Origin of the sequence: Paenibacillus sp. FSL W8-0187, assembly GCF_037969755.1 — a bacterium.
Taxonomy (GTDB): domain Bacteria; phylum Bacillota; class Bacilli; order Paenibacillales; family Paenibacillaceae; genus Paenibacillus_AQ.
Map to the genome: position 1 here is coordinate 6,233,179 of NZ_CP150206.1, position 26,587 is coordinate 6,259,765.

Genomic DNA, 26,587 nt, shown 5'->3' on the forward strand with positions numbered 1-26,587 from the left:
CCTCAAAATCCATAAGGCTGTACCTTTATGTTCGAACACGGCTTTATTAAAAGCTGGGGCCATGATCATTCTTTGTTAATATTACACGCATCATCCAACCCGGAAGCCTTTTGAAAGGTCGCTGCGCGAATCATGCGGCTTATGCAGCAGTTCATCGGCGCGGACGCATTCATACCCCTTAATATGGACCGTGTCAATCACTTCCTCAAGGCTTGCGATCATTCGGCTCGGCGCATCAGGCTCCGCTCCCCAAGTATCTCCGCTGTCATGCAGCAGAATAATCGAGCCTGGCTCAAGCTGATCCAAGATCCGTTCTTTGAGCGGTTTGTTCTTGCTCCCCTTGCCCCAATCCCATCCCATGATCGACCACAGCACGATCCGGTATTTTCGCAAAGCAAATAAATCGCCTAAATTCAAAATCCCCCATGGAGGACGGTAAAATGCCGGGCGCTCGCCCGTGATTCGTTCGATGATATCGGCAGACTTGTGTACATGCTTGTTCCGTATATGGCGCGGACTCATTAGCCAATTGGGAAGATGGGAATAGTTGTGAATCCCGATTTGATGCCCTTCCATGTGGATGCGTTTCATAAGCTCCGGGTATCGCTCCGCTTTGCTGCCCAGTACAAAAAAGGTCGCCTTGATCCTTTTTTTCTTGAGAAGATCCAGCAGTTTAGGGGTATGCAGCGGGTCTGGGCCATCATCAAAGGTAAAAGCAATCTGCCGTCCACGCCGGCCGCGCAGGGTTACCCCAAATCCCCAGATCCGTGTGATCACATATGGAATGATCATATAGATAAAGACAAACATCAGCAGCAGATTCAGCATCATCATACTCATGCCGTTTCCTTAGAATAACGCAAAAGCAATGATTTTCTGGTCAGCATCAGCATTTTGGGCACAAGCTTGGGAGCATTTTTCTTCATGCGTTCCCGGCCCACCGGATGCAGCACCTTGAGTAAAAGCCGCAAATAATAAGTAGAGAACACGCGAAACCCCTTGGATTCCAGCGGATGCAGCTCAAAACCGAGCCCGTGAATAATACCGCGGTGCAGCAGCGTTATTCCAGTCAAAGCTTTGACCTGCGCAAGCTCCGGTTCCGTCTCCATTGCCTCGCTAATTTGCTTGATCGATCTCCGCAGCATTCTTGCGGTCAAAAGCGCGGCCCGGTCAGCCCCCAGCTCTCTGGAAAGCTCCAATACCTGCCGGTTGTCCAAATGGAGTTCACCGACCCAATCCCCCGAATAAATCCACTCTCCGTCCTGGCACTTCAGATTTTTTCCATGATGCCGGCGGATGACCAGCTTGCAAATCCCGTATCTTTTTATTCCGGCGCTGCGCAGTTTCGTGATTTGATCAAAAACCGCTTCCCAAGCCATCCATACCGACTGAGCGCTTGCCTTCGTAATGGTAGCTAACATGTTCATTATTGGTCACATCTTTCTTTTTCATTTTTGAATCGGTCTTCTGCAGTTAGACCTCGCCTTTATTCCCTGCAGCAAAGGCATTTGTTTAGTTAGACGGCGGATAACCGGAAACCCATGCCATTATTTTAAAAAATGATTCTATCTTTTCCCTTTCTTGTTTCTTAATGTTTTCTTAAGTTTTAATACTGGGGATATGCACACTTTGTACGGCGGAATAGATGGTACCGATAATCCGGACTGGAATTACCAAAAACAAGAGACATCGAGTGATCGAAAAGAGTAATGTTACGCCTATCAGCGCGTGTTTGATCTTTACCTAATGATAGTCCAGCGGTCCGTTTTACGCGGTGGCAGTACCAGCGGGCTTTGCGTGGTGGCGCTTTTGCCGTGGTGGCAGTACCAGTGCTCCGATTTAGTGATTGCCCCTCCTACCTCTCTACAAAAAAAGAGGTTATTGGAATATTGATGCAAAAGTGCACTTCTCCCCGGACTAAATCGCGCTCTTTTAGGAAAAACCTACGAAAGTGCAAGCTTTTTCGACCCTATGAGCTCCAAACAAATTGATGATTTCGTCACGATCGAGCTCGTTGACAAAATAAATTAACTCGAATTAATTAAGTTAACGAATAGAGCATATCTTTTATGAACATCCGCGATATCCTCTTGGGGGAATTAAAAAAAGCCAAAACCAAAATCGCCCTCTATGAAGCTGGTATTTCATTCACTCATGACCGCATGTTTAAAGATGTGCTGCTCGATGACATGATCGCTTTTTTATCCGAGATGGATATGCACTGCAAAATTGCCGGAGCTAAGCCGGGCCGAATTCCCCGGAGACGAACACCAAATTCATGTAGGTATCTCCGTAAAAAAGCACCCTTCTTTCAGGCGAAGCTGCCATTAAGAAGAGTGCTTTTTTAGTTAAGCTACGTCCGTCTTATCTACGTTGCGGAACGAGAGATAAGCAATCAGGAGACCGATAACTCCCAAGATCAACGGTATCGTTATATTTGTGCTAAGCGAAAAGCCCTGGCTGTTGTTACTGACTAAGACCACGATAATGATCGAGGACACGATCGTTGTCGGTACGGATTTTTTTCGCATCCCGAAGAATAAAGGAATGAGGCTGAGGCACGCTGCTGACAGTGTTTGGATCAACAATTGGATCCCCGTATGCAGTAGTACGCCGGACTCCAATTTTCCCGGAATATACTGAAAATGGCTGTTCAGAGCCAGAATGGATATACAGGTGATCAAAGTCGAGATGAGCATCGCTCCAAACGTAAGAGCCAGAGCCAGCAGCATTTTCGCCATGATCAGTTTTTTACGCTCGACCGGGTACGTAAACAATAAGCTGATCGTTTTATTTTTGTATTCCTCAATAATAAATCTGCTTAGCAAGACTGAAGCAAACACGATAAATACCGCACGGCAAAGTAGCCCCGCTATCGATAACGCATCGGCGAAACTCGCGAATGCAGGACCTCCGCCCCCCTCCGTGTAGGCTATATCGGCGAAACTCCCGAATGCAGGATCTCTGCTCCCCTCCGTGTAGGCTATAAGAAACATGAAACCGGCGCATAGGATCGTTGCAATAACCGCCCCTCTAAAAAACCAGGCTAACTTCTGCTTTTTCATCTCCATCCGGATCAGCTTAAACATACTGCTCACCTCCGCTAATCTGATGCATAAAATACTCCTCGAGCGAAGTATGCTTATGGTTTATCGATTCAATCGCCACCTCATTCAGTACCAGCGCCTTGGTCAATTCCTGCTGCGTAAATTTTGACTCGTAAATGCGTATGGCTGAATCACCGACGATTTTGAAATTGCGGACTTTCAGCTGATTTTCCAGTACAAATACAGCTTGTTTGCATTGTGGGGTCACAATTTCGATATAATCTGTGTTTTCGCTGCGCATCTCATCCATAGACACTTCGCGGATAAATTTGCCGCCCTGAAGAATGCCGATCGTATCTGCAACTTGTTCGATTTCACCCAGCAAATGGCTGGAGACCAGCAACGTCATCCGGTACTCCTTGCTCAACATGCGCAGCAAACTTCTAAAATCCTTAATCCCGACCGGATCAAGTCCATTGATTGGTTCATCCAGAATGAGCAGCTCGGGTTTGGTTATAATGGCGCGGGCCATGCCCAGGCGCTGCTTCATGCCAAGCGAAAATTCGGATACCGATTTGCCTTGGATGGAAGTTAGATTAACCATCTCAAGCGCTTCGTTAATTGCATGTTTGTTATAATAACCCATATATTCCGCATGCATCTCCAGATTTTCGATCGCCGTCATTTTATCGTAAAAAATCGGATACTCGATGATGGTGCCAATGCGTTTAAACATTTCAACCGATGAAGGCGTAAGCTTCTCTCCGAATATTTCAATTTCACCGCTGGTTGGTTTGACCAGATTCAGCATCATTTTCATTAGCGTTGTTTTACCGGCTCCGTTTGGACCGAGCAGTCCGTAAATCTGCCCCTGCTTGATATTCATACTGACGTCAGAGACAACATCTTTGCCTTTATAGGTTTTGCTGACATGGCGGGTACTGATGACATAACTCATTTATATTTGCCCCTCTCACTTATCTCTTGATCATAGTATAACCGCCAACATTTTCATATTTCTTGCGCAATTCTTACGAATCTCTTAAGTGTAGAAAGCGACTCGATTATAAACAATCATATCACATGGAATAAAAAAGACCGGTTCACTCACAACCAGTCAGATTAATATGGTCCAAATTGGTGCTGCTATTCGAATCTCGCGAATCCGGAAATTGCCCTTTCAACGCTGGTTTATAAAAGCTCATTAAAGTTTGGAGTGCATGTTCGGAAGCGTAGTTATCTTAGCTTGTAGCTGCAGCTCCTACCTGTTGTACCGGTAAAACCGAAAAATTCGCTAAAGACGCACCAATTCCGACAACGCCTGCAACTGCAAAGGAAACCCAAATTTATGTTGTGACCTAACTTCATCAACCTCACTAAAAATGCTTGCAAACAAATACCAGACCTGATCATGATTATGGCAAGCCTGCTACGATGATGACACTTAATTTTTGAACAGAATTTCGCCCACCTGTGTGGAGATGTTGAGCGTTGCACTTTCGGATTGAGCCTTACCAACATATCCATGGAGTTCTTTGGAAACAACCTTTGTGGTAATTGTTGATTTTTCAAGAGCAACCTGATTATAGATAGTTCCTATTTTTGTTGATAGATTTACATATAGAGGTGCTGGTTGATCAGGTAGAGCGAATTCGACGTTACCAACGTTAGTAGATATGTTACTGCTTTCCATACCAATTACATCCGTTACAGTAATGTCGCCGGAACTGCTGCTCACATTTAAGTGTTGGACCGACAATTCTGACTCAACGGATATGTTGCCATATTTAGTATCTATCTCAACCCATTCTGCTTGCTTGATTTGTTTGTCACCTATGACTGTAACTGCCTTTCCTTCGGAAAGCTTTTAGGCGAATGCAGCAAATGCCTCCAAAGTAGCTTTTTTCCCAAAAATCTTTCAGCTTCGTAAGAATCGATTCCGTCTCCTCCGCTACTTTCGCTTTTTGTCTAGCACTAATATGATGTTAAGAAGCCGCGCTACGATAGCTTCTTTAACGAGATCGTGAAAACGGTCCGTTCATACGGCTTGCTTGCGACGCGAATTTCCCCGCCCATCAGCTCGATCAGTCTTTTCGTAATCGTCAGACCCAAACCGCTGCCCTGGAATCTTTTATTCCTTGAATCCTCCAGCGTATACATCCGCTCGAAAATAAGCTCCTGATCCCGTTCATGAATACCTTTGCCTTTATCCCAAATGTCGATAAGCACCCGGCCCTGCTCATCCCGCAGCTTCATGCCGATCACCTTGCCCTGTGAACCATAACGGATCGCATTGCTCAGCACATTGTTTAATGCGCGGTTTAGTCCTTCTTCATTGCCCCATGCATAAAGCGGCGTTTCCGGAATATCGATGTCAGCCTGCAACCCTTCGGATTCGATCAGATCATAAAACATCAGCATGCTGTTTCTGGAAATTTCATTGATATGTATGCGGGTCAGGGGCATCTCCTTATCCCCCGATTCCAGCTTGGCCAGGTCAAAAAAACGGTTGATCAACTCTACGATCTCTACAGTCTTCGTATGCACCTTATCCAGTAGCCGCTCCCTTTCCTCCATTGGCAAGTCGGCCTTCTGGTTCAACGTTTCGATATAACCGAGCACCACGGTAAGCGGCGTCTTCAAATCATGCGATATGTTTGCCAACATTCGGCGCATTGCGATTTCTGTACGCATAAATCCTGTCTCGGACTGCCTGGTTTGCAAAAGCAAGTGATTGATAGCAATCAACAGTCTACGATATCCTGGATCCTCCGTAAAAAGCAGCAGTTGCTCCTGCGAGGACGAATCCTTAATCGTATTCAGTTTATCGATGATGTAGCCGAGCTGCTTAGCTCTTTTTTTCCGACCCATCCACTGCATCACATTCAGCAACGCCAACATGATCACAACAATCAGCAGAACGGCAACCACTAAAATTCCCCCAAACGGTAGCCGATGCCCCACAGCGTTTTGATGTACTGCGGATCGGAGGGCTGATCTTCAATTTTGTCGCGCAAACGGCTCATATGCACATTAATGACATTTTCATCGCCGAAATAGTCGTCATTCCAGACGGATGTGAAAATGTGCTGCTTGGTGAATACCTTTTTCGGATTCGTCATAAACAGCTTTAAGATTTGCAGTTCTTTGGCCGTCAGCTTGATCTCCTGGCCGTTTTTGGTCACGGTCAAATGATCCAGATCCATCTCTAGTTCATGGACCCGGATGATTTTATTTTGCTCAGTTGGGGGTGCTATTGCATAAGCCGTCACGCGGCGGATAGCGGCCTTCACTCTCGCCGTCAGCTCAATCATCGAAAAAGGTTTCGTAATATAGTCATCTGCGCCAAAACCAAGGCCGAGCGCCTTGTCCACTTCCCCATCCTTTGCGGATACGATCAGTACCGGCACATGGCTTTTCTCCCTGACTTTTTTAAGAAAATCCATACCGCTGATCTTGGGCAGCATCATATCCAGCAGTACGAGGTCATAATCTCGTTCGGCAAACCGCTCGAGCGCCTCCTCTCCGTCTTTGGCAAGCACCACCTGAAAACCTTCCATCGTCAAATAGCTCTCTACCATTTCGCCAATCGAGCTGTCATCCTCTACAAGAAGTATGTTCGAAGCCACGTCATTCACGCCTTTCTTTTTACGTCCATAACTCTAATATACTGGAAACAACGGCTCCGAGGTATATTCAGATTCATCTTCAAATAACCGCTCAAACTAAAATAACCCCACAAACTGATCTGTTGCAGCCTTGCGTACCGCCGAGTGTCGCATGAAGCACGTGTACAAAAATACAAATCGAAGGCTGCATGACCCGCATCTTTTAAATGTGAGGGATGCACAATGGACGCTATTTTAGAACGTTGTTGCGGTCTGGACGTTCATCAAGCTACGGTTGTTGCTTGTGTTTTAACCGGCCCCTTTGAATCAAAAGTTAAATCAAGCAGTTAAAACGTTTGGAACGACTACAAACGAACTGTGTCAGCTGCGGGATTGGCTTCAGTCTCACCAGGTTCCATGTTGCCATGGAAAGCACCGGGGTACTTTGGGTTCCCGTGTGGAACATTCTGGAGGGGAGTTTCCAGCTTGTTTTGGGTAACGCTCGTCTTATCAGAAATGTACCCGGGCGCAAAACGGATGTGAAAGACGCCGTGTGGATAGCCCAACTGTTGCGCTGCGGGCTTATTGCGGGAAGCTTCGTTCCGAATGAAACCTTTTACGCAACTTCGCAATCTCACCAGATACCGTCGCAAGTTAGTCGTTCAAGTGACCGCGGAGAAGAGTCGGATTCAAAAAATGCTCGAACTTGGCAACATCAAATTCGCTGCTTTTATCTCCGATGTCTTTGGGACTTCGGGTATGGCGCTGCTTCAGTCCGTCATAAACGGAGAAGTGCTGGATGCAGAGCAAGTTCGCAAGTTAATCCATACTCGTATGAAACCCAAGGCCTGGGTGCTGGTCGAGGCTTTGAATGGTCAAGTCACGGCACATCATCGGTACATGATTCGACTGCATTTGGATCATAAGGCCTTTCTGGAGCAGCAGATTGCCATAGTGGAGGCTCAAATCCATGATTTGCTTCAACCCTATCATTTGGAAATGGAATTACTGAAAACCATTCCAGGGATTGATGAAATGACAGCCTCCCACATTTTAGCGGAAATGGGACTGGACATATCCCACCATTCCGATGCTCATGCCAGCTCTTGGGCGGGGGGATGTCCAGGCAACCATGAGAGTGCTGGCAAAAAGAAAAGTTCTCGCATTCCTAAGGACAAACGCATGCTCAAAGCGGTTTTATGCCAATGCGCATGGTTGGCCTCCATGACCAAAAGCTCTAGAATGCGGGCATTTTTTGACCGGATCGTCAAACGATAAGGGAAGACGAATTGTAATATGAAATGCGACACCTAAAACAAAATGGCCCATGCTGGTTTCGTGTAACATATTCCATTCGACTGATTCCTTCCATCCGGCTAAAGCCTAATTAGTTTCTAATGACTCCAAATACAGATTAACATCCCCGTGCCTTGTATCAAAAACCGCATGCTGAATACGGCGAGTACCGAAAATGTACCAAACATTGACGCTAATGATTTCATTCGCGACGCTGGTTGTGTTAATACTTTCGTTCCATAAAAAGAAATAGACCGCCCTTGGTCAGGATCACGGTCTATTTCTGATCGAATTCCTATATTAAGGCCGCTCTTATGGCGGTACGTTGTACTCGGGGATCGTGTTCGCGCACGGTCCCTCTTCCATTCTACGCATGAGTACGGCTCTTCCGCAGATTCCGGTTCATTCTATCGCCCTTAGTGACCGGACTGGTGCGTCTTTGGTTGTTCCTGCGCATGTGCGCTGCCGGATAGATTCAGCAGAACGACCCCCGCGATGATCAGCAGGATCGAGAATATTTTCAGACCATTAATCTGCTCCGCAAAGAACATATAACCGATGACGGTAATGATCATGATGCCAAGTCCCGACCAGATCGCGTAAGCTACGGATATTTCAATCTGCTTCAAGCTCAGCGTCAGGAAGCTCAAGCTGCAAATATAGAACACCACCAGCAGCACGCTGGGCAGCGGTTTGCTGAATCCCTCCGACAGCTTCATGTTCAGTGTCCCAGCCACTTCAAATAGAATAGCCAAACTTAAATATAACCAATGCATAATCTCAAGACTCCTCCCGTTTCTCTGCGGCAATGCCGAACAATAAGATGTCCATGACGGACTGCAGCAGCTCCCCTAGCGGCAATTGATGCTTCACCGTTGCCCTCGAATCATAAATCTGATGGAGCGAGCCGAGATACAGATCAATGAATAGCGGCATATGAACTCGTTTGATGTTTCCCTCGGCCATCCCCTGCTCCATCAGCTCAGTAACAATGCCCCATTCCTCTCTGAAAAAGGTGTCCAGCTTCTCCCATTGCGCATAATGCGAGCGCTTCAGATCCGGCAGCATTCCCAAATCCATCTTCTCCATCTCCTGCGGCAGACAGATTAGAATCTGATGAATCTTCTCCAGAACGGTAAGCTCCTCATCCCCAGCAATTTCATGTTCGCGCTGCTGAATATGCCGGATCATTCCGTCGATGATATGTTCGACAATCTCTTCCTTGGATGAAAAGTGCTCATAGATCGTCCGTTTACTAATTGCAAGGCTGCGGGCCAGATCACTAACCGTAAAAGTAAACCCCTGCCGCTGAATTAAGCGGATCGTTTCATTCAATATTCGCTCGCGCAAGTGAACAAACTCCCCTTCTGGTACTGTAAATACTTTATCGGTACCATTAGTATTATAACGCCTCCATCGGCATAAAATCCAGACATGATTTCTATAAAATATACGTGTGAAGAAAAATGCGATCCGTGCACTTTCTCAAGAGCCGGACCGCCGCTTATAATAGAAAATTTTTCTTGCGAGATAAACAGGCTAGACCCTCTGGAGTTAATCTGATCTCATAAAAAAAGAACCCGCTTATACACCTTAAGCAGGCTCTCATTGAGAAAACAGCCCATTAATCAAACCGCACGTCGCCAATGCCGAACCAAGGAAAATTTCCTGCTGCAACATAGGCGCAGAACGCGGCAGCTGTCAGTAATCCGACGACCAGAAGATCGTAGCGGGAATAACGAGATGGGTAATAATACGTTCGGGCCTTCGCCCGGTCTCCGTCAAATTGCTTGGCCTCCATCGCAGCGGCTACCCGATGGGCCCGGCGGATGCTCTGCGCCAGCAGCGGCACCACATACAGTCCTGCGCGATTAACCATGCCGCGAATCCCGCGAATCGGGCGAACTCCTCGCACTTTCAAGGCTTGGCGGCGGATTACATATTCCTCCCACACCATGGGCAGCAGCCGGATCGAAGCCATGAAGCTGTAGGCATATTTGGGCGCCAGCCTCAGCTTCTGCATCAGGCTGTAGAATAAATCCACCGAGGACGTTGTCGTAACGAGCAGCAGTCCCTCCGAAGCAAAGGCAATTCCTTTAAAGCCCAAATGCAGCCCCCGGTAGAAGCTTTCTTCCGATACCCGGAACAATCCCCACTCCCACCAGATCGTCTCCCCCTTACCGAACAGCATCATGGAAGAGGCGGACGATATGAAGGCAAGCAGAAACGGAATAAAGAACAACAGCATTTTCCACGGCTTCACCCCGCTGAGCACCACCAGACAGACCATAAAGATAAGCGCCTGATACAAAACAAAATCAAGATCATGGGTCAGCACCGTCATGAAAAACAGCGCACAGATCAGTCCCAGCTTCACCACCGGATTCGCCCGGTGCAGCCAAGTGATCCGCACGGGGTTCCATATATTCATGCGTTCACCCCCGTGAGGCGTTGATCGGCCGCGGCTAAGATACCCCGTGGGTCGGCAGCGCCGTTTACTCTCTTAGCCGCCTGCTCGGATGCAATCCCGCCAGACCAGCGCGGGGAAGGCATGCTCGAAGTCAGCTGTCCCTCCCGGACTTCCCATATATGCGTGGCCACCCGCTGCGCGATCTCCATTTCATGCGTCACCATGAGAATAGCGGTTCCCGCGCGGCGCAGCTGCTCGCACATCTCCAGAATCGCAAACGTATTCCGCGCATCCTGTCCGAAGGTTGGCTCATCCAGGAGCAGGACGGACGGCTGTCTTGCCATGGCCGTAGCCACGCTCAAGCGGCGCTTTTGGCCTGTCGACAGCTGGTACGGATGCCTAGCCTCCATGCCTTTCAGTCCAAAGCGTTCAAGACAGCGGTCGGCCTGCGCCTTCGCTTCCTCCGGCGGCACATGATCCACCAACAGCGAGTAAACCACCTCATCGCCGATGCGCTCCGTCAGGAATTGAAGCTCCGGATTCTGAAACACGAATCCGATTTGGCGCAGCTGCTGCTCTCTCTTCTTTCGCACCTTCCGGCGCTTGCCCTGAATGACCTCTTCCCCGCAAAGCACATAGGTCCCTTCGGCGCGAAGCAGCCCCATCAAACTGAGCAGCAGCGAGCTTTTGCCTGCTCCGTTCGGTCCTACCACCGCAATGAATTGTCCCGGAACCACCTCGGCGGAAGGGAGGGTGATAACAGGTTTATCCCATCTCATTCCCCTAAAATTCGCCAGTTGAATGACAGGTTCCCCATGTTGAGCGTACGGCGGAGCAGCCTCATACAAGAGATTGCCCAGCGCGTCGACCAGAGCAAACAACTCTCTGCCCGCCCGGGTCTGAGCATAATCCTCCCATACGCCGGGATACCAGATTCCATAGGCTTGGAGTTCCTTCTCGTATTCAGCGAATATCGCTGCTGGGGGACCTTCGCCCAGAATCACCCCATCCGGGCTGAACAGCACGACACGATCCACATATTGGGCCATTTCTTCAATCCGGTGTTCCACGATGATCAGCGTACGCCCTTCCGAAACGGCCTTCACCGCGGACCAGATTTGCTCCCTGCCTTCCGGGTCGAGCAGCGCAGACGGCTCGTCAAGGAACAGCACTTCCGGCTCCAGCAGCAGAGCCGATGCCAGCGCAAGTCGTTGCTTCATGCCTTGGGACAAATGCCCGATCGGCATATGGAGCTCCTCAAGATCAAGCCCCACCTCGCGCAGGGCCGCTTGCATTCGATCCTTCATCTCGTCACGAGGGACACTTAGATTTTCCAGTACGAAAGCCAGCTCTTCATCCACGTACGGCATACAGAACTGGGTATCCGGATCTTGAAATACATAACCCCAAGAGCGTGGAATCAGCTGGGCCTCGCATTTCATCGGCACCTCCGTCGCGCGGGGAATCATCCCGCTAAGCACCTGCAGCAGCGTGGATTTGCCACAGCCGCTCGGACCGAGCAGCAGCACCTTCTCCCCGCGGACAGCCGAGAAGGAGAGGTCTTTGAACATCAATCGCTCCTCGCCCGGATACTTCAGACGCAATCCCTCCACATACACGGCCGGTTCCGGAAGCATCTCAGCAGACTGAGCCGGAACCGGGCTAACCGTGGCATTAGACATGGCGCGGATCATCCAGTGCTTCGTAATCCTTCTTCGACGCAGGACGGAGCAGGGATGTCACGCCCGTACGGTCGAGCGCTTTAGCCAACAGGAGCATAAGAAGGCCTGCAATGACGGCGCCGCTAAGTACCCGCATACCGTATTTAGCGAGGAACATCCACGTCTGCAGGTCATCCGTATAGCTGTAATAGAAGTCCATGATCATCGAGCCGATGGCTGCACCGGCACCGGCAATCGCCAGCGTCCACGCCGAGGTGCTCCGATAACGGAACGCCGCGAATACCAATTCAGCCCCCAGTCCTTGAATGAGGCCATACAGCAGTAGGGTCAATCCCCAGCCGCTGCCAAACAGCACTTCTACGTGGGCCGCCGCCACTTCCGCGATAATGGCCACTCCCGGCTTCCGGATCAACAAGTAAGCAAGCGTGGCTGCAGCGAACCACATGCCGTATAACAACTCATCCGCTTCAAAGAACAGCGGTTTTAATAGATTGTAAACCGAACCCCAGAAGTGATAAATGACGCCAAGCACCAGTGATACCAGTACCGTAACCAAAATATCGCTTAACCGCAGTCCTTTTCGGGGCTGAACCCCCAACTTCTCTTGCACAGACGTTCCCATAACAACACATTCCCCTCTCCACCTCTATTTTTGTGTAAACACAACAAAAAACCGTCTGGAAAAACGCGCAGACGGAAAAATAGGCCCTATGTAGGCAGGGTCGGATATTCTCTACGCTGGCATTACCCAGTTCAGATTAACGGTCAACAGCGGATAGCAGCTGCAATCTCAGCCTGATTCACTCAAGCCCCCGTATTCCTATTCGGTTTTATGTTAACTTTAAAATACACATTCACTCCGGAATAAGCAAGAACCTTTTTTCAAAAATGGCTATTTATTGATTTCCATCTCATTCTATGTCAATATCAGAGTGATTGGCTTTTCCACCAACGTTTATTGCTGACACCTATGCACAAAGGAGAATGACATGGCTAAACAATTGCTGCGTCTGATGACTGAGCTGTCTTCCCGCAAGTGGCTGTCCCGAATCATGGGGCATTGTTCCCACAGCCGGCTGAGCCGTCATCTAATACCTGCATTCATACGAATTTATCAAATTCCGGCGCACGAAGCGGAGAAAGAAATCAACGAATACCGCTCACTGAACGAGTTCTTTTCCCGCCGGTTAAAAATAGGCCTACGCGCCATAGATGACACCGCCGACGCCATGGTAAGCCCAGTCGATGCCACAATTTCGGCAATGGGCGTCGTCAACGCCGGTACCATTCTAAGCGTTAAGGGACAGGATTATACCTTGAGCGAGCTGCTCGCGAAATCACCGAGAATGGAAAACTACATCCACGGTTATGCATTTGTATTGTATTTAAGCCCGACCGACTATCATCGCATTCATTCCCCGGTAACCGGTGTTCAGGCGGAAAGCGAGCATTTAAAGGGACGCGTTTACCCCGTGAACGATTTTGCGATGACCCATATCCGGAATGTGCTCAGCCGCAATGAGCGCCTCATTACCTATATTGCGCATGAGTTCGGCGAAGTTGCCGTCGTGAAGGTCGGAGCCATGAACGTAAGCAGCATCCGTTATGCTGACGAGAGTGTGAAGAAATACGAAATCGGCGATGAACTCGCGTACTTTGAATTCGGCTCTACAGTTGTACTTTTGACGGAGAACGGCACGTTTACCCCTCGCGGTGACCTGGAACCCGGCTCCAAGGTGAAGATGGGAGAACTGCTCGGTTTGCTTCACCCGTCCCCAGCCAGAAAAGGGTGATTCCATCTACCTTACCAAACATCGCATGACAAGTTAAGGCTATAAATCATTGGCTGCATGAATGATTAACGCCGGCCCAGCATCCGATAAATGATCCGCTGAAACAGCCGATCCGGCAGTCCGCCCTTGATCCATGCGGTCGCCCGCGTGCCTCGGGGCAGCATATAGCGGAACCTGGGCTTAGCCATGGACGCAATTTTTGCCACAAGCCTGGCTACCTCCTGCGGATCCCCGCTTCCTTTGGCTGTCCGCTCGGAATAGTCCAGCACGCCCTTCAGCAGACCGCTGTAGGGTGATCCTTCCTTCACCGTAAGCTCCCCAAAGCTTTTGTTCCAGATCGGCGTGCCATAGGCACCAGGCTGGATCAGCACGACATCAATGCCAAAGGGCATCACTTCCATGGACAGGCTTTCGCCAAACCCTTCCAGCGCAAATTTGGAGGACGCATAGGGTCCATAACCCGGAAATCCGACCACGCCGCTAATGCTGCTCATGAGAATGATTTTGGATTTTCCAGTTCGCCGGAGCAGCGGCAGCATATGCTGTGTCACCGATACGGTCCCGAAAAAATTCGTCTCCATCTGCTTTCGCCAGCCGCTGAGCGGCACTTCCTCCACCATGCCGCCTACCGCCTCCCCGGCATTGTTAACCAGCACGTCCAAGCGGCCATACCTCTGCTCCAACTCCAAGGCAGCGGCCTTGACTTGTTCCTCGATGCAGATATCCAGCTGGAATACGTGAATACGCTTGGCAACATCGGCTTGTTCGGCTCGGGCCAACAGTTCTGCAGCCGTCTCCGGCCTGCGCAGACCCGCTGCCACGTCATAACCTGCTTTTGCCAGCTCCAAGCTGATGTGCAGTCCGAACCCGCTCGACGCGCCCGTGATCAGCGCAACCTTTCCTGCTCCCGCCGTTACCACCGGATCACCGCTTGTTCGGCCAATGCCACTCTCTCTATCACACCCATCACCCTTCCGTTATTCGAAATGCCTGCCCGGCCATTTTTCTTAAACCCTGCCTTCAACGCTTTATGCTTATCCCTAATATAACAAAATTTCGGAACGTCAGGATCCCTATTCGTATATGCATCTTTTACAATGCAATCAGAGTCCCTATCCACATATGTATCCACTAAATAGCCCCACAAAGTGGAGCCTATGCTTCGATGCTTATTCCAAATACTTTGCGGGGACCCTAAAAACATATCGAAAAAAGGGAGCCATTTAGCTCCCTTTTGCGTTCATCCAGAGAAAAGCGTATATGATAACGGGATTCAACGTCACCCGTATGTAGGCCAGGTCTCATTTAAAACCATACATCCTGATGATCCTGAGTCGTTGTCTTCATGCGGCGCAAGCGATTTCTGAAAATAGCGCAGCCACCACGACTGAAGAAACGTCCACGCACCCGTCTTCTTGGGCTCATTCCTCTCTCCCCCCTTCATAAAATAAAACTGTATCTCGTTTTTTACCCTAAATCGCTTGCTATGAAACCATTAACCCCTCCTACCAATCAGGTAAGTTATGGAAGGGCGAGGGAATCACCGAATCTCGGATGGGCTCTTGCCCGTATACTGCTTAAATTGCCGGCTAAAAAAGAAAATATCCCGGTAACCCAGCGCGTCAGCTACCTCCGTTACGTTCATGCCTTGGTGCAGCAGCAGATGCTGCGCTCGCTCGATCCGCATCTGAATGATGTATGATTGCACCGGCGTGCCGATCAGTTCCTTGAACTTGATCGAGAAGTAACGGGGGGACAACCCCGCTCTAGCGGCCAAATCTTCTACCCGATGGGGAACCCCCGGGTGCTGACGGACATAATTCGCGATTTCATGGATAGCCTCTGACAGCTGATTGCTTGCTTTTTTGACCACCGGCTCAGCAAGATCTGAACGCAGCAGATGAATCATCAGCTGTTTCAGAATAAGCTGCCCCTCCTCCAATGATCCATAGGGCTTGTCCAGATACAAACGCACGTAGCGCGCGAGCAAATATTCAAAATCCATCGTTTCCGTCAGCTTGCGATAGGATGCAGGGATATGCTGCACCGGGTCGGCCACATCAAAATGGATATATGTCAATACGAGCGGTTTCTGCGGATTGTGCGTCGCACTCGTATGATCTCCTGGTCGGAACAGGAAGCAGCTTCCTTTTCCCACAGCAAAGGGCTCGTCATTGAGCTCGACCGTGCCTTCACCGCTCCATACATAGAACAAATCATAATTCTGCATGGGTCTTTCGCGTTTTTGCCATTTCCAGCCTGGCTCACATACGATTTTGGCAAGCGCAGACATGATTATAAAAGAAGACGGCGATGCATTTAGCATCACGTCATAACCCCCTCATCTCATTCAAAAATTGACCTCTTTTCCATCATACCCGTTTTTTATGTTTTTTGCATGTCCAGCCATGCCTGCGCAATCCGGGTAACCCCTTCTTCAATGCTGGCTATGTCCAGATGCGAGAAGCCAAAGCATGCGGCAGGCAATCCGGGTATACGATGATATACCGATGCATCCCGAAACATGACACCGCGTTTGCGGGCAGCTTCTTGGAACTGGGCGTACTCTTCCTCGGAGCGCAGCCAGTTCGCATAAACATGCAGGCCGGCATCGCCGGGATGAAGACGAAACAGTTCGGAGGCATGCGTATCCATCGCCTGGCGAAGCGCCTCATACCGTGCACCATACAGCCGAGTCATTCTTCTAAGATGCCGACCGTAACCCCCTCGCACAATAAAGCGCGCCAGCGCGCGCTGCTCCAATACGGCTGGTGAGATCGGCTCGTACAGAGCCTTAGCCTGCACAACCGCCTCAACCAGGCTTGGGGGCAGCACGGCATACCCGATGCGGAGCCCGGTGAACATCGTTTTGGAGAACGAACCTACGAAGATGACACGTCCCTCGTTATCCAGCATTCGCAAGGGCTCAATTGGCTTGCCGCCCCAGCGGAACTCGCTGTCGTAATCATCCTCGATAATAAAGGCCTGACGGCTTCGCGCCCAATTCAGCAGCGCCCGTCTTCGCTCCAGCGGCAGCACCGCTCCCGTCGGGTATTGACGGCTGGGGCTTACGACAAGCAGACTTGCGTCCCAGTCACGTGGTATCAATCCGGTATCGTCTACCGGGGATGGCAGCGGAATCCCGCCACTCAGGCTGATGCCCCGATAGATTCCTTGATAGCCGGGATCCTCCATGACCACCTGATCGCCAGGATCAACCAGCAGCTGAAACATGAGGACTAGCCCCTGCATGGATCCGCTGAAGATCACGATCTGCTCGGGGTCGGCCTGGATTCCCCGCGTAAAACGCAGGTGTCCGGCTATCGCCTGGCGCAGTTCGAGGTCTCCCTCCGGCGGCGCTCCGTTCTGCAGCTCGACTCCCCCGCTTCCACCTGCATAGGATAACGCGCTCCGCCACTCCGAATACGGAAAATCCTCCATGGGCATCCGTGCATTCGCGAATGAGATTGTACCTGGGGGAGGTTCTCTCAGCAGCATCTGTGCCGAGGTATAATCCCCGCTTTGGCTCACCAGTCGTTGCCCCCAAGTAGAGAGCACCGGCGCTCCCTCGGCCAGCGGCGGCTGGTCTACCATGGCAATCCCCTCTGCTACGTAAGTTCCGCTGCCTTGCCTGGACACAACATAACCTTCGGCCATCAGCATGTCATAGCTCTGCGCGGCCGATCCTCTGGACACACCATACAGCTTGGCCAGCTCGCGTGTGGCGGGAAGGCGGGTTCCTTCCGGCAGCTTGCCGCTATGAATGGCAGCGCGAATCGCGTGGTATAGAGCCAAATATTTATATCGATATTGTTCCACATACGTCTCGAACGGCAATCCCAGCTCCATCATGACGACTCCTATCATTCTTGATATAAAATTGGACTATATAAATTACTCTAAATTGGCGCTTTTTCCTTGTCAATTTTCATCATAAACTGTTATTCAAAATGATAGTGGGAGCGTTTAACCATGAGAAGAGACGAGTTTGCGATGGAGGATCAACAAGAGATCGAGGATTTCCTCAGCGGCATGAGCTTTGGTTTCCTTGGAACAGCCGATGAAGAGGGGATTCCGCGTGTAACGCCATTGAACTTTGCTTATGTGAACGGAGCGTTCTATTTTCACGGCAGCCGGATGGGTGAAAAAATGGATCATCTACGCCGGACGCCCGCCGTGTGCTTTACCATAGCTGATGAGTATGCGCTGATCCCTTCCTATTTCTCCGATCCGGAGATGGCCTGCCCGGCTACGGCCTACTTCAAAAGCGTAACGGCGATCGGCGAGGTGGTGATCGTGGATGATCTGGAGGAAAAGGCTCTTGCGATGGAGGCACTGATGACAAAACTGCAGCCTGAAGGCGGATACCGCGCCATTGACGCGAATGACCGGGCTTATATCCCCAGACTGAAAGGGGTAGCGGTCATCAAACTCGCTCCGCAGCGAATGAGCGCCAAGTTCAAGTTCGGCCAGAACCTGAAGCCGGATTCGCTTCAGACCGTAGTCGAAGGGCTTGAATGCCGGGGCAAAGAGCGGGATAAAGAAACCGCCGGACTGATATGCAAGTATCATCCTGGACCGCGTTAAAGCATTACAATTATCCGTGACGGTTACTGGGCTAAGTGGTATAATGTTAGGCAATGAAAACGTAAAGGCAACTTGTCACCTACACTTACCTTAACCAAAAGTATTCGGAAGGAAGGAATCAGTTCATGAACCCATTGGTTGGTCAATTGAATGGAAAAATGCAAGCCGGCAATCCGCATGTGTACGACATGCTCTCCACACTCGGCAAAGAAATCTACTTCCCGAAAGAAGGCATCCTGAGCCAATCTGCGGAAGCGACGAGCCATGCGAAAAAATATAACGCTACGATCGGTATTGCAACCGAAGGCGGAGTCCCGATGCATCTGGGCGTCATCCAGGACAAACTTTCGGCTTACCAGCCGAAGGATCTGTACCCGTATGCCCCCCCGGCAGGCAAGCCGGAGCTGCGCTCCGTATGGCGAAACAAGATGCTTCAGGAGAACCCTTCGCTTGAAGGCAAGAGCTTCAGCAATCCCATCGTCACGAATGCGCTGACGCATGGTCTTAGCATCGTAGCCGATTTGTTCGTGGATGAAGGAGACGCCGTGATTTATCCCGATAAGAACTGGGAGAATTACGAGCTGACATTCGGCATTCGCCGCCATGGCATTCATGTAACCTATCCTCTCTTTACGGACGATATGAAATTTAACGCCGAAGGACTTCGTCAAGCTCTGCTAAGCCAGAAGGATAAAGGCAAGGCGGTCGTCCTGTTGAACTTCCCGAACAACCCGACAGGTTATACCCCTGGCGCTCAGGAAGGGGCTGCCATCGTGTCCGCGATTCAGGAAGCCGCCGAAGCCGGCATGAATATTGTCGTCGTTACGGATGATGCGTATTTTGGATTGTTCTTTGAAGATTCGCTGAAGGAATCGCTCTTCGGACGTCTGGCAAGCCTTCACCCTCGCGTGCTTCCTGTGAAGGTCGACGGTGCGACCAAGGAAGAATTCGTATGGGGATTCCGTGTCGGCTTTATCACGTATGCGGCAGAAGATAAAGACGTGCTGGACGCACTGGAGCAGAAAACGCTCGGCATTATCCGGGCAACGATATCCAGCGCCTCCCACCCTTCGCAAACCTTTGTTCTGGAGGCGCTGAAGGCGCCGGAATTCCACGAACAGAAGGAAGAGAAATTCGTCATCATGAAAGGCCGCGCGAACAAAGTGAAATCCATTCTCGATAGCGGCAAATACGGCGATGCATGGGAATATTATCCGTTTAACTCCGGCTACTTCATGTGCCTGAAGCTGAACACGGTAAACGCCGAAGAGCTCCGTTCCCATCTCATCCATGAGTATGGCGTAGGAACCATCGCCCTAGGCGAGCATGATCTCCGGATCGCCTTCTCTTGTATTGACGAGGAGTATTTGGAGGATCTGTTCGACTTGGTCTACAAAGGAATTCAGGACCTGAAGAAGGCTTAATGATCGGCTGTATATGAAGAAGATATAAGCTCCAAATAACGAGAATATTAAACTCTTCAGCCCTCTCACTTCCCTACAGGAAGTCGGGAGGGCATTATTTATGTTCTGCGACATTCCTAAAATACACCGTTCATGCCGCCAAATATCCGACCTAAAACATTAAAATAGATCATGATAAAAGACAATATAAGGGCTATAGGTAAAACGACTACAAATTGCATTTTATTTTTAGGAATGATAAGTAATAAAACTAAGATCATCATTAGATATACTCCCATAAGCCATGGGATTAAATAGTAATGAGTGTGAATGGGTAAGTAAGCATGACGTAATTCAAACCCTTCTGACAGCAAAGCTGTGATGGGAAGCGCCGAAACCATATGAGAAAACAATCCATTTCCACGCGCATACCACATAATATAAGCGCAAACAGGAGATATCACCGCGCATATACCCCAAAAAACAATGGCTCTCTCTGGGAAAAAGTGTAGAAAAAGCACGGTGTAAGCATAATAAACGGTAAGCATGGATCCAAAGAAGACGAATACTTTTACAGCTGCTATTTTGGGCGAATAGCTGAACACCGATAAAAGCGCGGCAACAAATACCCATATGCCAAGACGTCCACCGATATTGTCAAATATGGGGTTAATACCCGGAGCATCCACAAGTTTTGCTGCTAAACCCAAAATAGCTCCGATTATCATTGCACTTACTATTGAAAAGACTTTTTGTTTTGTATTTGATTTGTTCTGCACTCTAATCTGATTCAACTTATGATATATTTCCATTTCTCCCTCCAATTTTCATGATTATTTAACATCCTAACATAAGTGAAAGGCCCCTTCTTGCTGTTAGAAGACGCTCCATGTACGAATCGTTCCTCCCATCGCTGATATGAACGAGACCTGTCAAATAGCAGTTTGTAACTCCCTTGTTTTCCCAATCCCCTTTATACAAGAGAGGGTGTAAAAACTGAACTAGAAGGCAAAAGCTATCAACGGTGAGCAGTCTGATATCCGCGGGTTTTGTATACCGCATGTTTTCTCTCCGTCTGCAGAGAGTGCACCACGAACTGTTGTCGTGCGTCGTTTCCTTTGGAGGGATGGCACATAGCGATGGACGTGGATTCTCTCTTACGGCTTTTCCCTTTGCCTTCTAACTCAGTTTTTCATCTTCCACCTGTTTTTGGGGGAACGGGATCACCTTGAATCAACAATTCTCACAATACGACTAGATTCCAATAGGAATGGTGATCACCTATTTATCCCTTTCTCTTCAAGTTCTCGGGCAATCGACCAAATAAATCCACTTAGTTCACGCGCCACGGCCACAACTGCTTTGCCACTAGGCTTACCCTTTGACAGCATTTTCGTGTATTTTCGATGTAGTCGATGCTGTGCCTTCCAGGATATGGCCTGAATTTCAGGAGATTTTCCTTGTTGACGTTTCTTTAACTCTCCTTGTAGCGCAGGTTTATAGCGGTAACTCCAAGCGGATTCGACCAATAAACGACGAAGGTGGGTATTCCCCGATTTCGTAATGTTTCCCTGCCATCGGCTTTGGCCACTTGAGTATTCCCTCGGCACCAAACCTGTGTACCCCATGAAAGCCTTCGCATTACCAAACCGGGTAAATGAACACACTTCCGCTACGATTCCTGTTGCTGTCGTTTCAGCTACTCCACGTAAGGTTTGAAGGGCTTGTATTAAGGGGGCGTGGTGCCCTTCCGTGGCTTCTTCGTGAATGGCTGCTTCCATACGCTTCAGACGTTCTTCATTTTCATCCATCTGATGCAGCATTTCCTGCAGAACCAAACGTTGTGAAGCGGACTCGAATGGAATACGTCCTAACCATAACCGGTATTTAGCCGTCCAACGGCGAAGTGGCTCTTTAGGTGCAATCTGATGACGAAGGAGAAACTTCCCGATCCGCTGCCGGATTCGAGCTCGATCTTCCTTAACATCTTCACGCATTCGTACCAAATCACGAAGCGCTTCTTCCTCTGGAGTAGGTACATGCACACGTGTTAATTCACCTGCTCGAAGTAATTGTGCCAGACGCATCGAATCCCTACGATCCGTTTTTACCCGTTCTCCTGGACGACTAGGCATAAGTGATGGGGCGATAACAATGCAGTCATATCCATGTGCAGTTAGCAAACGAACTAAAGGATATCCTGTTGGACCTGCCTCGTAACAAACGCTTAATTCATTGGGTTGGCCTAACTTCCTCAATACTTTCAAGATGTGATACTCGGTATGAGGAATCGTGCCCAAATACCGAGCGCCTTCTCTTCCTGGATCAGCTACAGATACAGCAATATTTTCCTTCGACACGTCTAAGCCTACGTATTTTATGGTATCCTTCATAGTACAGACTCTCCTTTGCAATTTAGCTCTGATTTTGGTTTTGGTTTAGCTTCTACTACACCATTATTCCCAAAATTAACCTAAGATGTTGCAATTACGGGGAGTCTGTCTCGTTCATGATAACTGTTGCCCCCACAAACGGATCTACTCTTCTCGTCAGATCGTAAAAGCCGTTCACGAGAATGTCCTGTTCATGTGGATTGCCAGAAACAGCGTCCGGATTTCCGAACCATCAATCGCTTTCGTCCCGAGCGTATGAAAGACGTACTGGAGAAGATCTTCACGAGCGTGCTTCTGTTTCTTGCCCAGGAGAATTACGTCAAATTGGAACATTACTTTGTGGACAGCACCTTCATTTTTCTTCTGCCATATCTATACGCTCGCCCATACACATAGACGATTAGCCACATACAATACCGTGTACTACAAATCAACGAACTGAAAGGGGAATGAACATGGGTGCAGTTGAAGAAGTAAGACACGGTGGATACGGCGGTGGATACGGAGTTGGAGCAATCCTGGTTCTCTTTATCCTGCTCGTTATCATCACTCGTTCTTTCTGGGTGTAATGACAACTAGATAACAGCCGAACAGAAATCGCAGGTCGCCACACCACGCACTGCGATTTCTGCAAACGAAATAACCCATACTATAAATGACAATAGAAGGCCGGGACGCTAACGTCCCGGCCTCTTCCCATTTATTCGTCGTCATCGTCTTCACGCCGGCTCTTCCGAGCAGCAGCGCTTCGGAACAGAAATACAAGCACGATACCTGCAACCAGCGTACCCAATATACGCCCGGGGGCACTAAGAATGCCCGGAATGAGCGGGAGCCACAGCAGGACAGCCCAGAACAGCTGCACCTGGAAGATGAGCTTCCCTTCATTGTCGCGGCGCGTTCCTTCCGGAAGCGGGTAGACATGCAGCCAGAACGATTCCGGATGAAGCTTTCGCAGTGCAGACAGCTGGAGTCCGATGATCATCAGGCTGATCAAATACACAATCGCCGATACCAGACTCTCCCGGGTTGCCCACACAAGAAAGGCACCCAGCAGTCCGACCCGAATCAGTATACCCAGAATATCACTGCGCGTCAGGCTCTTAATAAGAAGAAATCGATAGGCGCTTTCCTTCTTCCACGCCAATCCCTTGCCCCATCCGGACAGCCATTTCCGCGCATGGACACGCTGCCCGCGCTGAGGCACATTCACGAACCAGCTCAGCACCATCATCACCCGGCTCGCCTGTCTCTCATCGACGGCGATTAATCGCTCCCAAGCGACCAAATGCTTGACGGGGACTGACAAGGCGGCAACATACGTGAGGCCGAGCAGAGCCATAAATAGGAGGGCGCGGCCCGATGGATGCCATAACCAGGCGGCTAAGCTCAGCGCCGGAACGATCCAGCGGAGTGCCCGGTAGGCTGCTGCCGCGTTCCTTGACACCATAAGCTGCTCCTTCCAGCTCCCATAGCTGGATAGCAGTTTAAACAGCGTCAGAACAACAAACGTAGCGAGCAGCGGTTTTGGCGAAACATCGCTGCGTATGTATAGAGGCCATAGAATTAACATCACCAGTCCTAAACCGATGATTTTATAAATGACGCCGCTGAACCACGCTTTACGGAAGTATTCCTTCATCCGGGATTCCTGCGGAATGAGGAACACCGTATCCGCCGAACGCAGATACGTGCGGATACTGCTGTTGATCATGAGAGGCACAAGGAAAATCATCATGATCCAGCGAATCGGCAGATCTGGTGGAATATTCTGCAGTAGTGCGGTGTACCAGGCAGCGAACGCAATCAGAACGAACAGAAATACGACGGCTACCCCGCTCTGTATGACATAGCCCAGATAGGGGAAAATTTCACCCCAGAACTGTCCGCGTCGTTTGACATACAGTTCACGCAGATTCATTCGCCGTTACCGTCCTGAATCAGCACATTAAACAGCTCCTCCAGCGACATGCCGGGTCTTCCGGCTTGATCCTGAATTTCCTTCAGCGTCCCCTGAGCAATGATGCTGCCGCGGTGCAGCACGATGAACCGGTCGCAATAATTCTCAATCGTGGAGAGAATATGAGAGCTCAGTAAGACCGAAGCGCCGGACGCCTTCAGCTCCAGCATGAAGTCAAGAAGCGAACGTATCCCGAGCGGATCAAGCCCAAGGAAGGGCTCATCAATAATGTACAGCGACGGTCTGGCTACGAAAGCGCACATGATCATCACTTTTTGGCGCATACCCTTGGATAAATGCGTGGACAGGCTGTCCATCTTCTCTTCCATACGGAACATCTTCGCCAACTGCTCCGAACGCGCCTCATAATCTTCATGGGATACGCCATAGGAACGTGCCGTAAATTCCAGATGCTCGCGTACCGTCATCTCCTCATACAGCAGCGGGGATTCAGGAACAAACGCCAGGGCGCCGTGATAAGCTTCCGAATGCTCTGTGCGGCTCTTCCCTTGAACCTGAATACTCCCTTTTTGCGGATTCATCAGCCCGAGAATATGCTTCATCGTGGTACTCTTGCCCGCGCCGTTCAGGCCGATCAAACCTACCATCTCACCCGGTTCAACCTGAAAGGTTACGTCATGCAGAACCGGTCGGTTCATGCTATACCCGCCGCTTAATCCTTGAACAGACAATACCGGCTGTTCACTCATTATTGATCACCTCTTATTCTGAAAAGTCCGGTCCTTATGGATTTCGACCACATCCGCTGAATCGGACCCGAAAACAACATACCGGTTACAAGCTTCGCGTTTATAGAGTATTAGCTCCGTGGAGGCTTGTTCTTCAACCATTTCGGAGCGCCCTTGTTCTTGCGGTCCCGCTCCCTTTCACTCTGACGCTGACCCGATGCCTTTCCGCTTCCCGCCTTTCCATTGGCGCTGGTGGAAGCAGGCTTTCGGGCTGGTTTCTCTTTACGGGCAGTATCCCCGGCTGACCCACGTGGACCATGTCCTCGATCGGTTTGTGTTGAACGCGGGGCTCTTACCTTGCCGCCATAAAGGGCGCGTTCTTCGATCGATATGCCCAGCTCGCGATTGAACTTGCGCATGATAAACGTCTGACGGTCCGTTACGAGCGTTATCGCCATGCCGCTCCGCCCCATGCGTCCAGTGCGTCCTGCGCGGTGTGTGTAATGCTCGGCATCAATAGGAGGATCGTAATTGATCACCATGCCGAGTCCTTCGATGTCAAGTCCGCGGGCAGCGACATCGCTAGCGACCAAGAGCTTGGTACGCCCTTCTCTAAACGAATTCAGAACCCGGCTTCTAGTCATCTTGTCGGCATCACCATAGATGGCAGCCGCATTTAAGCCGAGGTAGTTCAACTTCGCTTCAACCTCTGCCAAATTCTCGGTGGCATTGACGAAGACAATCGCACGGTCTGGATTGTAATGCCGGACCACGCGGCGCAGCATGTCCAACTTGTCACGCTCTTCCGTCACAAAATAATAATGCTCCAGCGCAGACGGCGTCCGCTGCTCCGGATCAATCCCGATTTCGACCGGCTGATCCATCTCCTTCTTAACGAGCTCTGCCGTTTCCGGACTTACCGTGGCAGATAAGAACACCAATTGACGGTCACGTAATGCACTGCGCAGAATGCGATCCACATCGCCGGCGCCGCCCAGATTAAACACCTGATCCACCTCGTCCACTACGATCGTAGTCACTTGGTGCATTTTCAGTTTCCGGATTTCGATCAGTTCACGCACACGTCCCGGTGTCCCTACGATCAGCTGCGGATGCAGCTTAAGCTTCTCAATCTGACGCTTGGCAGCGGCACCGCCGATAAGACCAAGCACACCGATTCCGCGGGCTTCCCCGTAACGCTCGCTCTCTCTCACAATCTGAACAGCAAGCTCTTGAGTCGGAGCAAGAATCAATTTCTGGGCTCCCTTGATCTCCGGATCGATGCCCTGAAGCACAGGCAGCAAATAAGCAAGCGTCTTTCCTGTGCCTGTCTGTGAAGTCGCGAGCACGTCCTTGCCTTCGAGTATGCGCGGTATAGCCTCAGCCTGAACGGGAGAAGGCGTGACAATGCCAAACTCCGTTAATCTGGAGGACAAATCCTCGGCTATTCCTAATGTATGAAATGTAGTTGCAGTCATATGTTAGTCCATCCTTTTTTTAGATATCAGAAGTCTATCATTCCAAAGCGCGTCTGCCTGATATCGCTAGAAAAACCTTCCGATACATGTGGTTTGTTTACTTTAATAGTGGTGGTAGCAGGCGTGTTTCCTAATAAGTGTTATTCACTCTTTTTCATTATATGCCAAAACAGGAGTCCTCACCAAATCAAACATCCTAAACGGCGTGAACAGCACATCATACATCGTCATACGAATAGGC

Annotated in this window: 26 protein-coding genes, 1 pseudogene and 1 riboswitch; of the genes and pseudogenes, 7 read left to right on the forward strand and 20 right to left on the reverse strand. The window is 49.9% G+C overall.

From position 1 onward, the window contains the following. Positions 1 to 90: 90 nt before the first annotated feature. The gene (locus tag MKY48_RS28270; RefSeq protein ID WP_339267905.1) at positions 91 to 840 is read right to left on the reverse strand and encodes a polysaccharide deacetylase family protein; all 750 of its coding nucleotides are present in this window, start codon (positions 838 to 840) and stop codon (positions 91 to 93) included. Further along, complete coding sequence (locus MKY48_RS28275) at positions 837 to 1,427, reverse strand: polysaccharide deacetylase (protein WP_213643276.1); 591 nt, start codon at positions 1,425 to 1,427, stop codon at positions 837 to 839. Before MKY48_RS28275 ends, MKY48_RS28270 begins: the two co-directional genes overlap by 4 nt. A 642-nt stretch (positions 1,428 to 2,069) precedes the next feature. Here MKY48_RS28275 and MKY48_RS28280 point away from each other — a divergent pair. After that, a complete protein-coding gene (locus MKY48_RS28280) occupies positions 2,070 to 2,348 on the forward strand; it encodes a hypothetical protein (RefSeq protein WP_339291760.1) in 279 nt (92 codons plus the stop codon). Here MKY48_RS28280 and MKY48_RS28285 read toward each other — a convergent pair whose 3' ends face one another. The 5 genes from MKY48_RS28285 to MKY48_RS28305 form a co-directional block, all read right to left on the reverse strand. Then, a complete protein-coding gene (locus tag MKY48_RS28285) occupies positions 2,349 to 3,089 on the reverse strand; it encodes an ABC transporter permease (RefSeq protein WP_339291761.1) in 741 nt (246 codons plus the stop codon). It lies immediately after the preceding gene. Continuing rightward, positions 3,082 to 4,005 carry an ABC transporter ATP-binding protein gene (locus MKY48_RS28290; protein WP_339291762.1) on the reverse strand — a complete coding sequence of 308 codons (924 nt, stop codon included), beginning with the start codon at positions 4,003 to 4,005 and terminating at the stop codon, positions 3,082 to 3,084. Before MKY48_RS28290 ends, MKY48_RS28285 begins: the two co-directional genes overlap by 8 nt. Positions 4,006 to 4,491: 486 nt before the next feature. Next, the gene (locus tag MKY48_RS28295; protein WP_339291763.1) at positions 4,492 to 4,806 is read right to left on the reverse strand and encodes a DUF4097 family beta strand repeat-containing protein; all 315 of its coding nucleotides are present in this window, start codon (positions 4,804 to 4,806) and stop codon (positions 4,492 to 4,494) included. Between the two features lie 239 nt (positions 4,807 to 5,045). After that, positions 5,046 to 5,978 carry a sensor histidine kinase gene (locus tag MKY48_RS28300; RefSeq protein WP_119846483.1) on the reverse strand — a complete coding sequence of 311 codons (933 nt, stop codon included), beginning with the start codon at positions 5,976 to 5,978 and terminating at the stop codon, positions 5,046 to 5,048. Next, entirely contained in the window at positions 5,978 to 6,628 is a 651-nt protein-coding gene (locus MKY48_RS28305; protein WP_244878861.1) for a response regulator transcription factor, read from the reverse strand. The genes MKY48_RS28300 and MKY48_RS28305 overlap by 1 nt, the downstream gene beginning before the upstream one ends. A 452-nt stretch (positions 6,629 to 7,080) precedes the next feature. On the opposite strand from MKY48_RS28305, the pseudogene MKY48_RS28310 reads away from it, so the two are divergent. Both MKY48_RS28310 and MKY48_RS28315 read left to right on the forward strand, forming a co-directional pair. Beyond that, positions 7,081 to 7,218 (forward strand): annotated as a pseudogene (locus MKY48_RS28310) (IS110 family transposase); the annotation flags it as partial. A 43-nt stretch (positions 7,219 to 7,261) separates the two neighbouring features. Then, complete coding sequence (locus MKY48_RS28315) at positions 7,262 to 7,933, forward strand: transposase (RefSeq protein ID WP_339291764.1); 672 nt, start codon at positions 7,262 to 7,264, stop codon at positions 7,931 to 7,933. Positions 7,934 to 8,367: 434 nt separating this feature from the next. On the opposite strand, the gene MKY48_RS28320 is transcribed toward MKY48_RS28315, so the two are convergent. The 5 genes from MKY48_RS28320 to MKY48_RS28340 all read right to left on the reverse strand — a co-directional run bounded on the left by MKY48_RS28320 (position 8,368) and on the right by MKY48_RS28340 (position 12,665). After that, on the reverse strand, positions 8,368 to 8,727 hold the full coding sequence (locus MKY48_RS28320) for a multidrug efflux SMR transporter (protein WP_076324790.1): 360 nt from the start codon (positions 8,725 to 8,727) through the stop codon (positions 8,368 to 8,370). A 4-nt stretch (positions 8,728 to 8,731) separates the two neighbouring features. Beyond that, entirely contained in the window at positions 8,732 to 9,301 is a 570-nt protein-coding gene (locus MKY48_RS28325) for a TetR/AcrR family transcriptional regulator (protein ID WP_339291765.1), read from the reverse strand. A 274-nt stretch (positions 9,302 to 9,575) separates the two neighbouring features. After that, positions 9,576 to 10,382: an energy-coupling factor transporter transmembrane component T gene (locus tag MKY48_RS28330; RefSeq protein ID WP_213643269.1), complete on the reverse strand. Its 807-nt coding sequence runs from the start codon at positions 10,380 to 10,382 to the stop codon at positions 9,576 to 9,578. After that, the gene (locus MKY48_RS28335) at positions 10,379 to 11,998 is read right to left on the reverse strand and encodes an ABC transporter ATP-binding protein (RefSeq protein ID WP_339293562.1); all 1,620 of its coding nucleotides are present in this window, start codon (positions 11,996 to 11,998) and stop codon (positions 10,379 to 10,381) included. The genes MKY48_RS28330 and MKY48_RS28335 overlap by 4 nt, the downstream gene beginning before the upstream one ends. 37 nt (positions 11,999 to 12,035) lie before the next feature. Then, positions 12,036 to 12,665: an ECF transporter S component gene (locus MKY48_RS28340; protein ID WP_100539197.1), complete on the reverse strand. Its 630-nt coding sequence runs from the start codon at positions 12,663 to 12,665 to the stop codon at positions 12,036 to 12,038. Positions 12,666 to 12,756: 91 nt separating this feature from the next. Beyond that, a riboswitch (TPP riboswitch) is annotated at positions 12,757 to 12,869 on the reverse strand. Positions 12,870 to 13,032: 163 nt separating this feature from the next. Here MKY48_RS28340 and asd point away from each other — a divergent pair. Then, positions 13,033 to 13,836: an archaetidylserine decarboxylase gene (asd, locus tag MKY48_RS28345; protein WP_339291766.1), complete on the forward strand. Its 804-nt coding sequence runs from the start codon at positions 13,033 to 13,035 to the stop codon at positions 13,834 to 13,836. 65 nt (positions 13,837 to 13,901) lie between these two features. On the opposite strand, the gene MKY48_RS28350 is transcribed toward asd, so the two are convergent. The 3 genes from MKY48_RS28350 to MKY48_RS28360 form a co-directional block, all read right to left on the reverse strand. Further along, a complete protein-coding gene (locus MKY48_RS28350) occupies positions 13,902 to 14,756 on the reverse strand; it encodes an SDR family oxidoreductase (RefSeq protein WP_339291767.1) in 855 nt (284 codons plus the stop codon). A gap of 620 nt (positions 14,757 to 15,376) precedes the next feature. Continuing rightward, on the reverse strand, positions 15,377 to 16,162 hold the full coding sequence (locus MKY48_RS28355) for an AraC family transcriptional regulator (protein ID WP_076324797.1): 786 nt from the start codon (positions 16,160 to 16,162) through the stop codon (positions 15,377 to 15,379). A gap of 59 nt (positions 16,163 to 16,221) precedes the next feature. Next, a complete protein-coding gene (locus MKY48_RS28360) occupies positions 16,222 to 17,685 on the reverse strand; it encodes a PLP-dependent aminotransferase family protein (protein WP_339291768.1) in 1,464 nt (487 codons plus the stop codon). A 123-nt stretch (positions 17,686 to 17,808) separates the two neighbouring features. Between MKY48_RS28360 and MKY48_RS28365 the strand changes: the two genes are divergently transcribed. Both MKY48_RS28365 and MKY48_RS28370 read left to right on the forward strand, forming a co-directional pair. Continuing rightward, a complete protein-coding gene (locus tag MKY48_RS28365) occupies positions 17,809 to 18,423 on the forward strand; it encodes a pyridoxamine 5'-phosphate oxidase family protein (RefSeq protein WP_076324799.1) in 615 nt (204 codons plus the stop codon). Between the two features lie 125 nt (positions 18,424 to 18,548). After that, on the forward strand, positions 18,549 to 19,847 hold the full coding sequence (locus MKY48_RS28370; protein ID WP_339291769.1) for an aminotransferase class I/II-fold pyridoxal phosphate-dependent enzyme: 1,299 nt from the start codon (positions 18,549 to 18,551) through the stop codon (positions 19,845 to 19,847). Between the two features lie 116 nt (positions 19,848 to 19,963). On the opposite strand, the gene MKY48_RS28375 is transcribed toward MKY48_RS28370, so the two are convergent. Continuing rightward, positions 19,964 to 20,638 carry a hypothetical protein gene (locus MKY48_RS28375; RefSeq protein ID WP_339291770.1) on the reverse strand — a complete coding sequence of 225 codons (675 nt, stop codon included), beginning with the start codon at positions 20,636 to 20,638 and terminating at the stop codon, positions 19,964 to 19,966. A gap of 465 nt (positions 20,639 to 21,103) precedes the next feature. Continuing rightward, a complete protein-coding gene (locus MKY48_RS28380) occupies positions 21,104 to 22,219 on the reverse strand; it encodes an IS110 family transposase (RefSeq protein WP_339291533.1) in 1,116 nt (371 codons plus the stop codon). A 455-nt stretch (positions 22,220 to 22,674) separates the two neighbouring features. Here MKY48_RS28380 and MKY48_RS28385 point away from each other — a divergent pair, with 455 nt between their 5' ends. After that, a complete protein-coding gene (locus MKY48_RS28385) occupies positions 22,675 to 22,788 on the forward strand; it encodes a YjcZ family sporulation protein (protein WP_339267939.1) in 114 nt (37 codons plus the stop codon). Between the two features lie 131 nt (positions 22,789 to 22,919). Here MKY48_RS28385 and MKY48_RS28390 read toward each other — a convergent pair whose 3' ends face one another. The 3 genes from MKY48_RS28390 to MKY48_RS28400 form a co-directional block, all read right to left on the reverse strand. Continuing rightward, the gene (locus MKY48_RS28390) at positions 22,920 to 24,140 is read right to left on the reverse strand and encodes an ABC transporter permease (protein ID WP_339267940.1); all 1,221 of its coding nucleotides are present in this window, start codon (positions 24,138 to 24,140) and stop codon (positions 22,920 to 22,922) included. Beyond that, entirely contained in the window at positions 24,137 to 24,889 is a 753-nt protein-coding gene (locus MKY48_RS28395; RefSeq protein WP_213643262.1) for an ABC transporter ATP-binding protein, read from the reverse strand. Before MKY48_RS28395 ends, MKY48_RS28390 begins: the two co-directional genes overlap by 4 nt. A 110-nt stretch (positions 24,890 to 24,999) precedes the next feature. Continuing rightward, a complete protein-coding gene (locus MKY48_RS28400) occupies positions 25,000 to 26,346 on the reverse strand; it encodes a DEAD/DEAH box helicase (protein WP_339267942.1) in 1,347 nt (448 codons plus the stop codon). Positions 26,347 to 26,587: the final 241 nt, after the last annotated feature.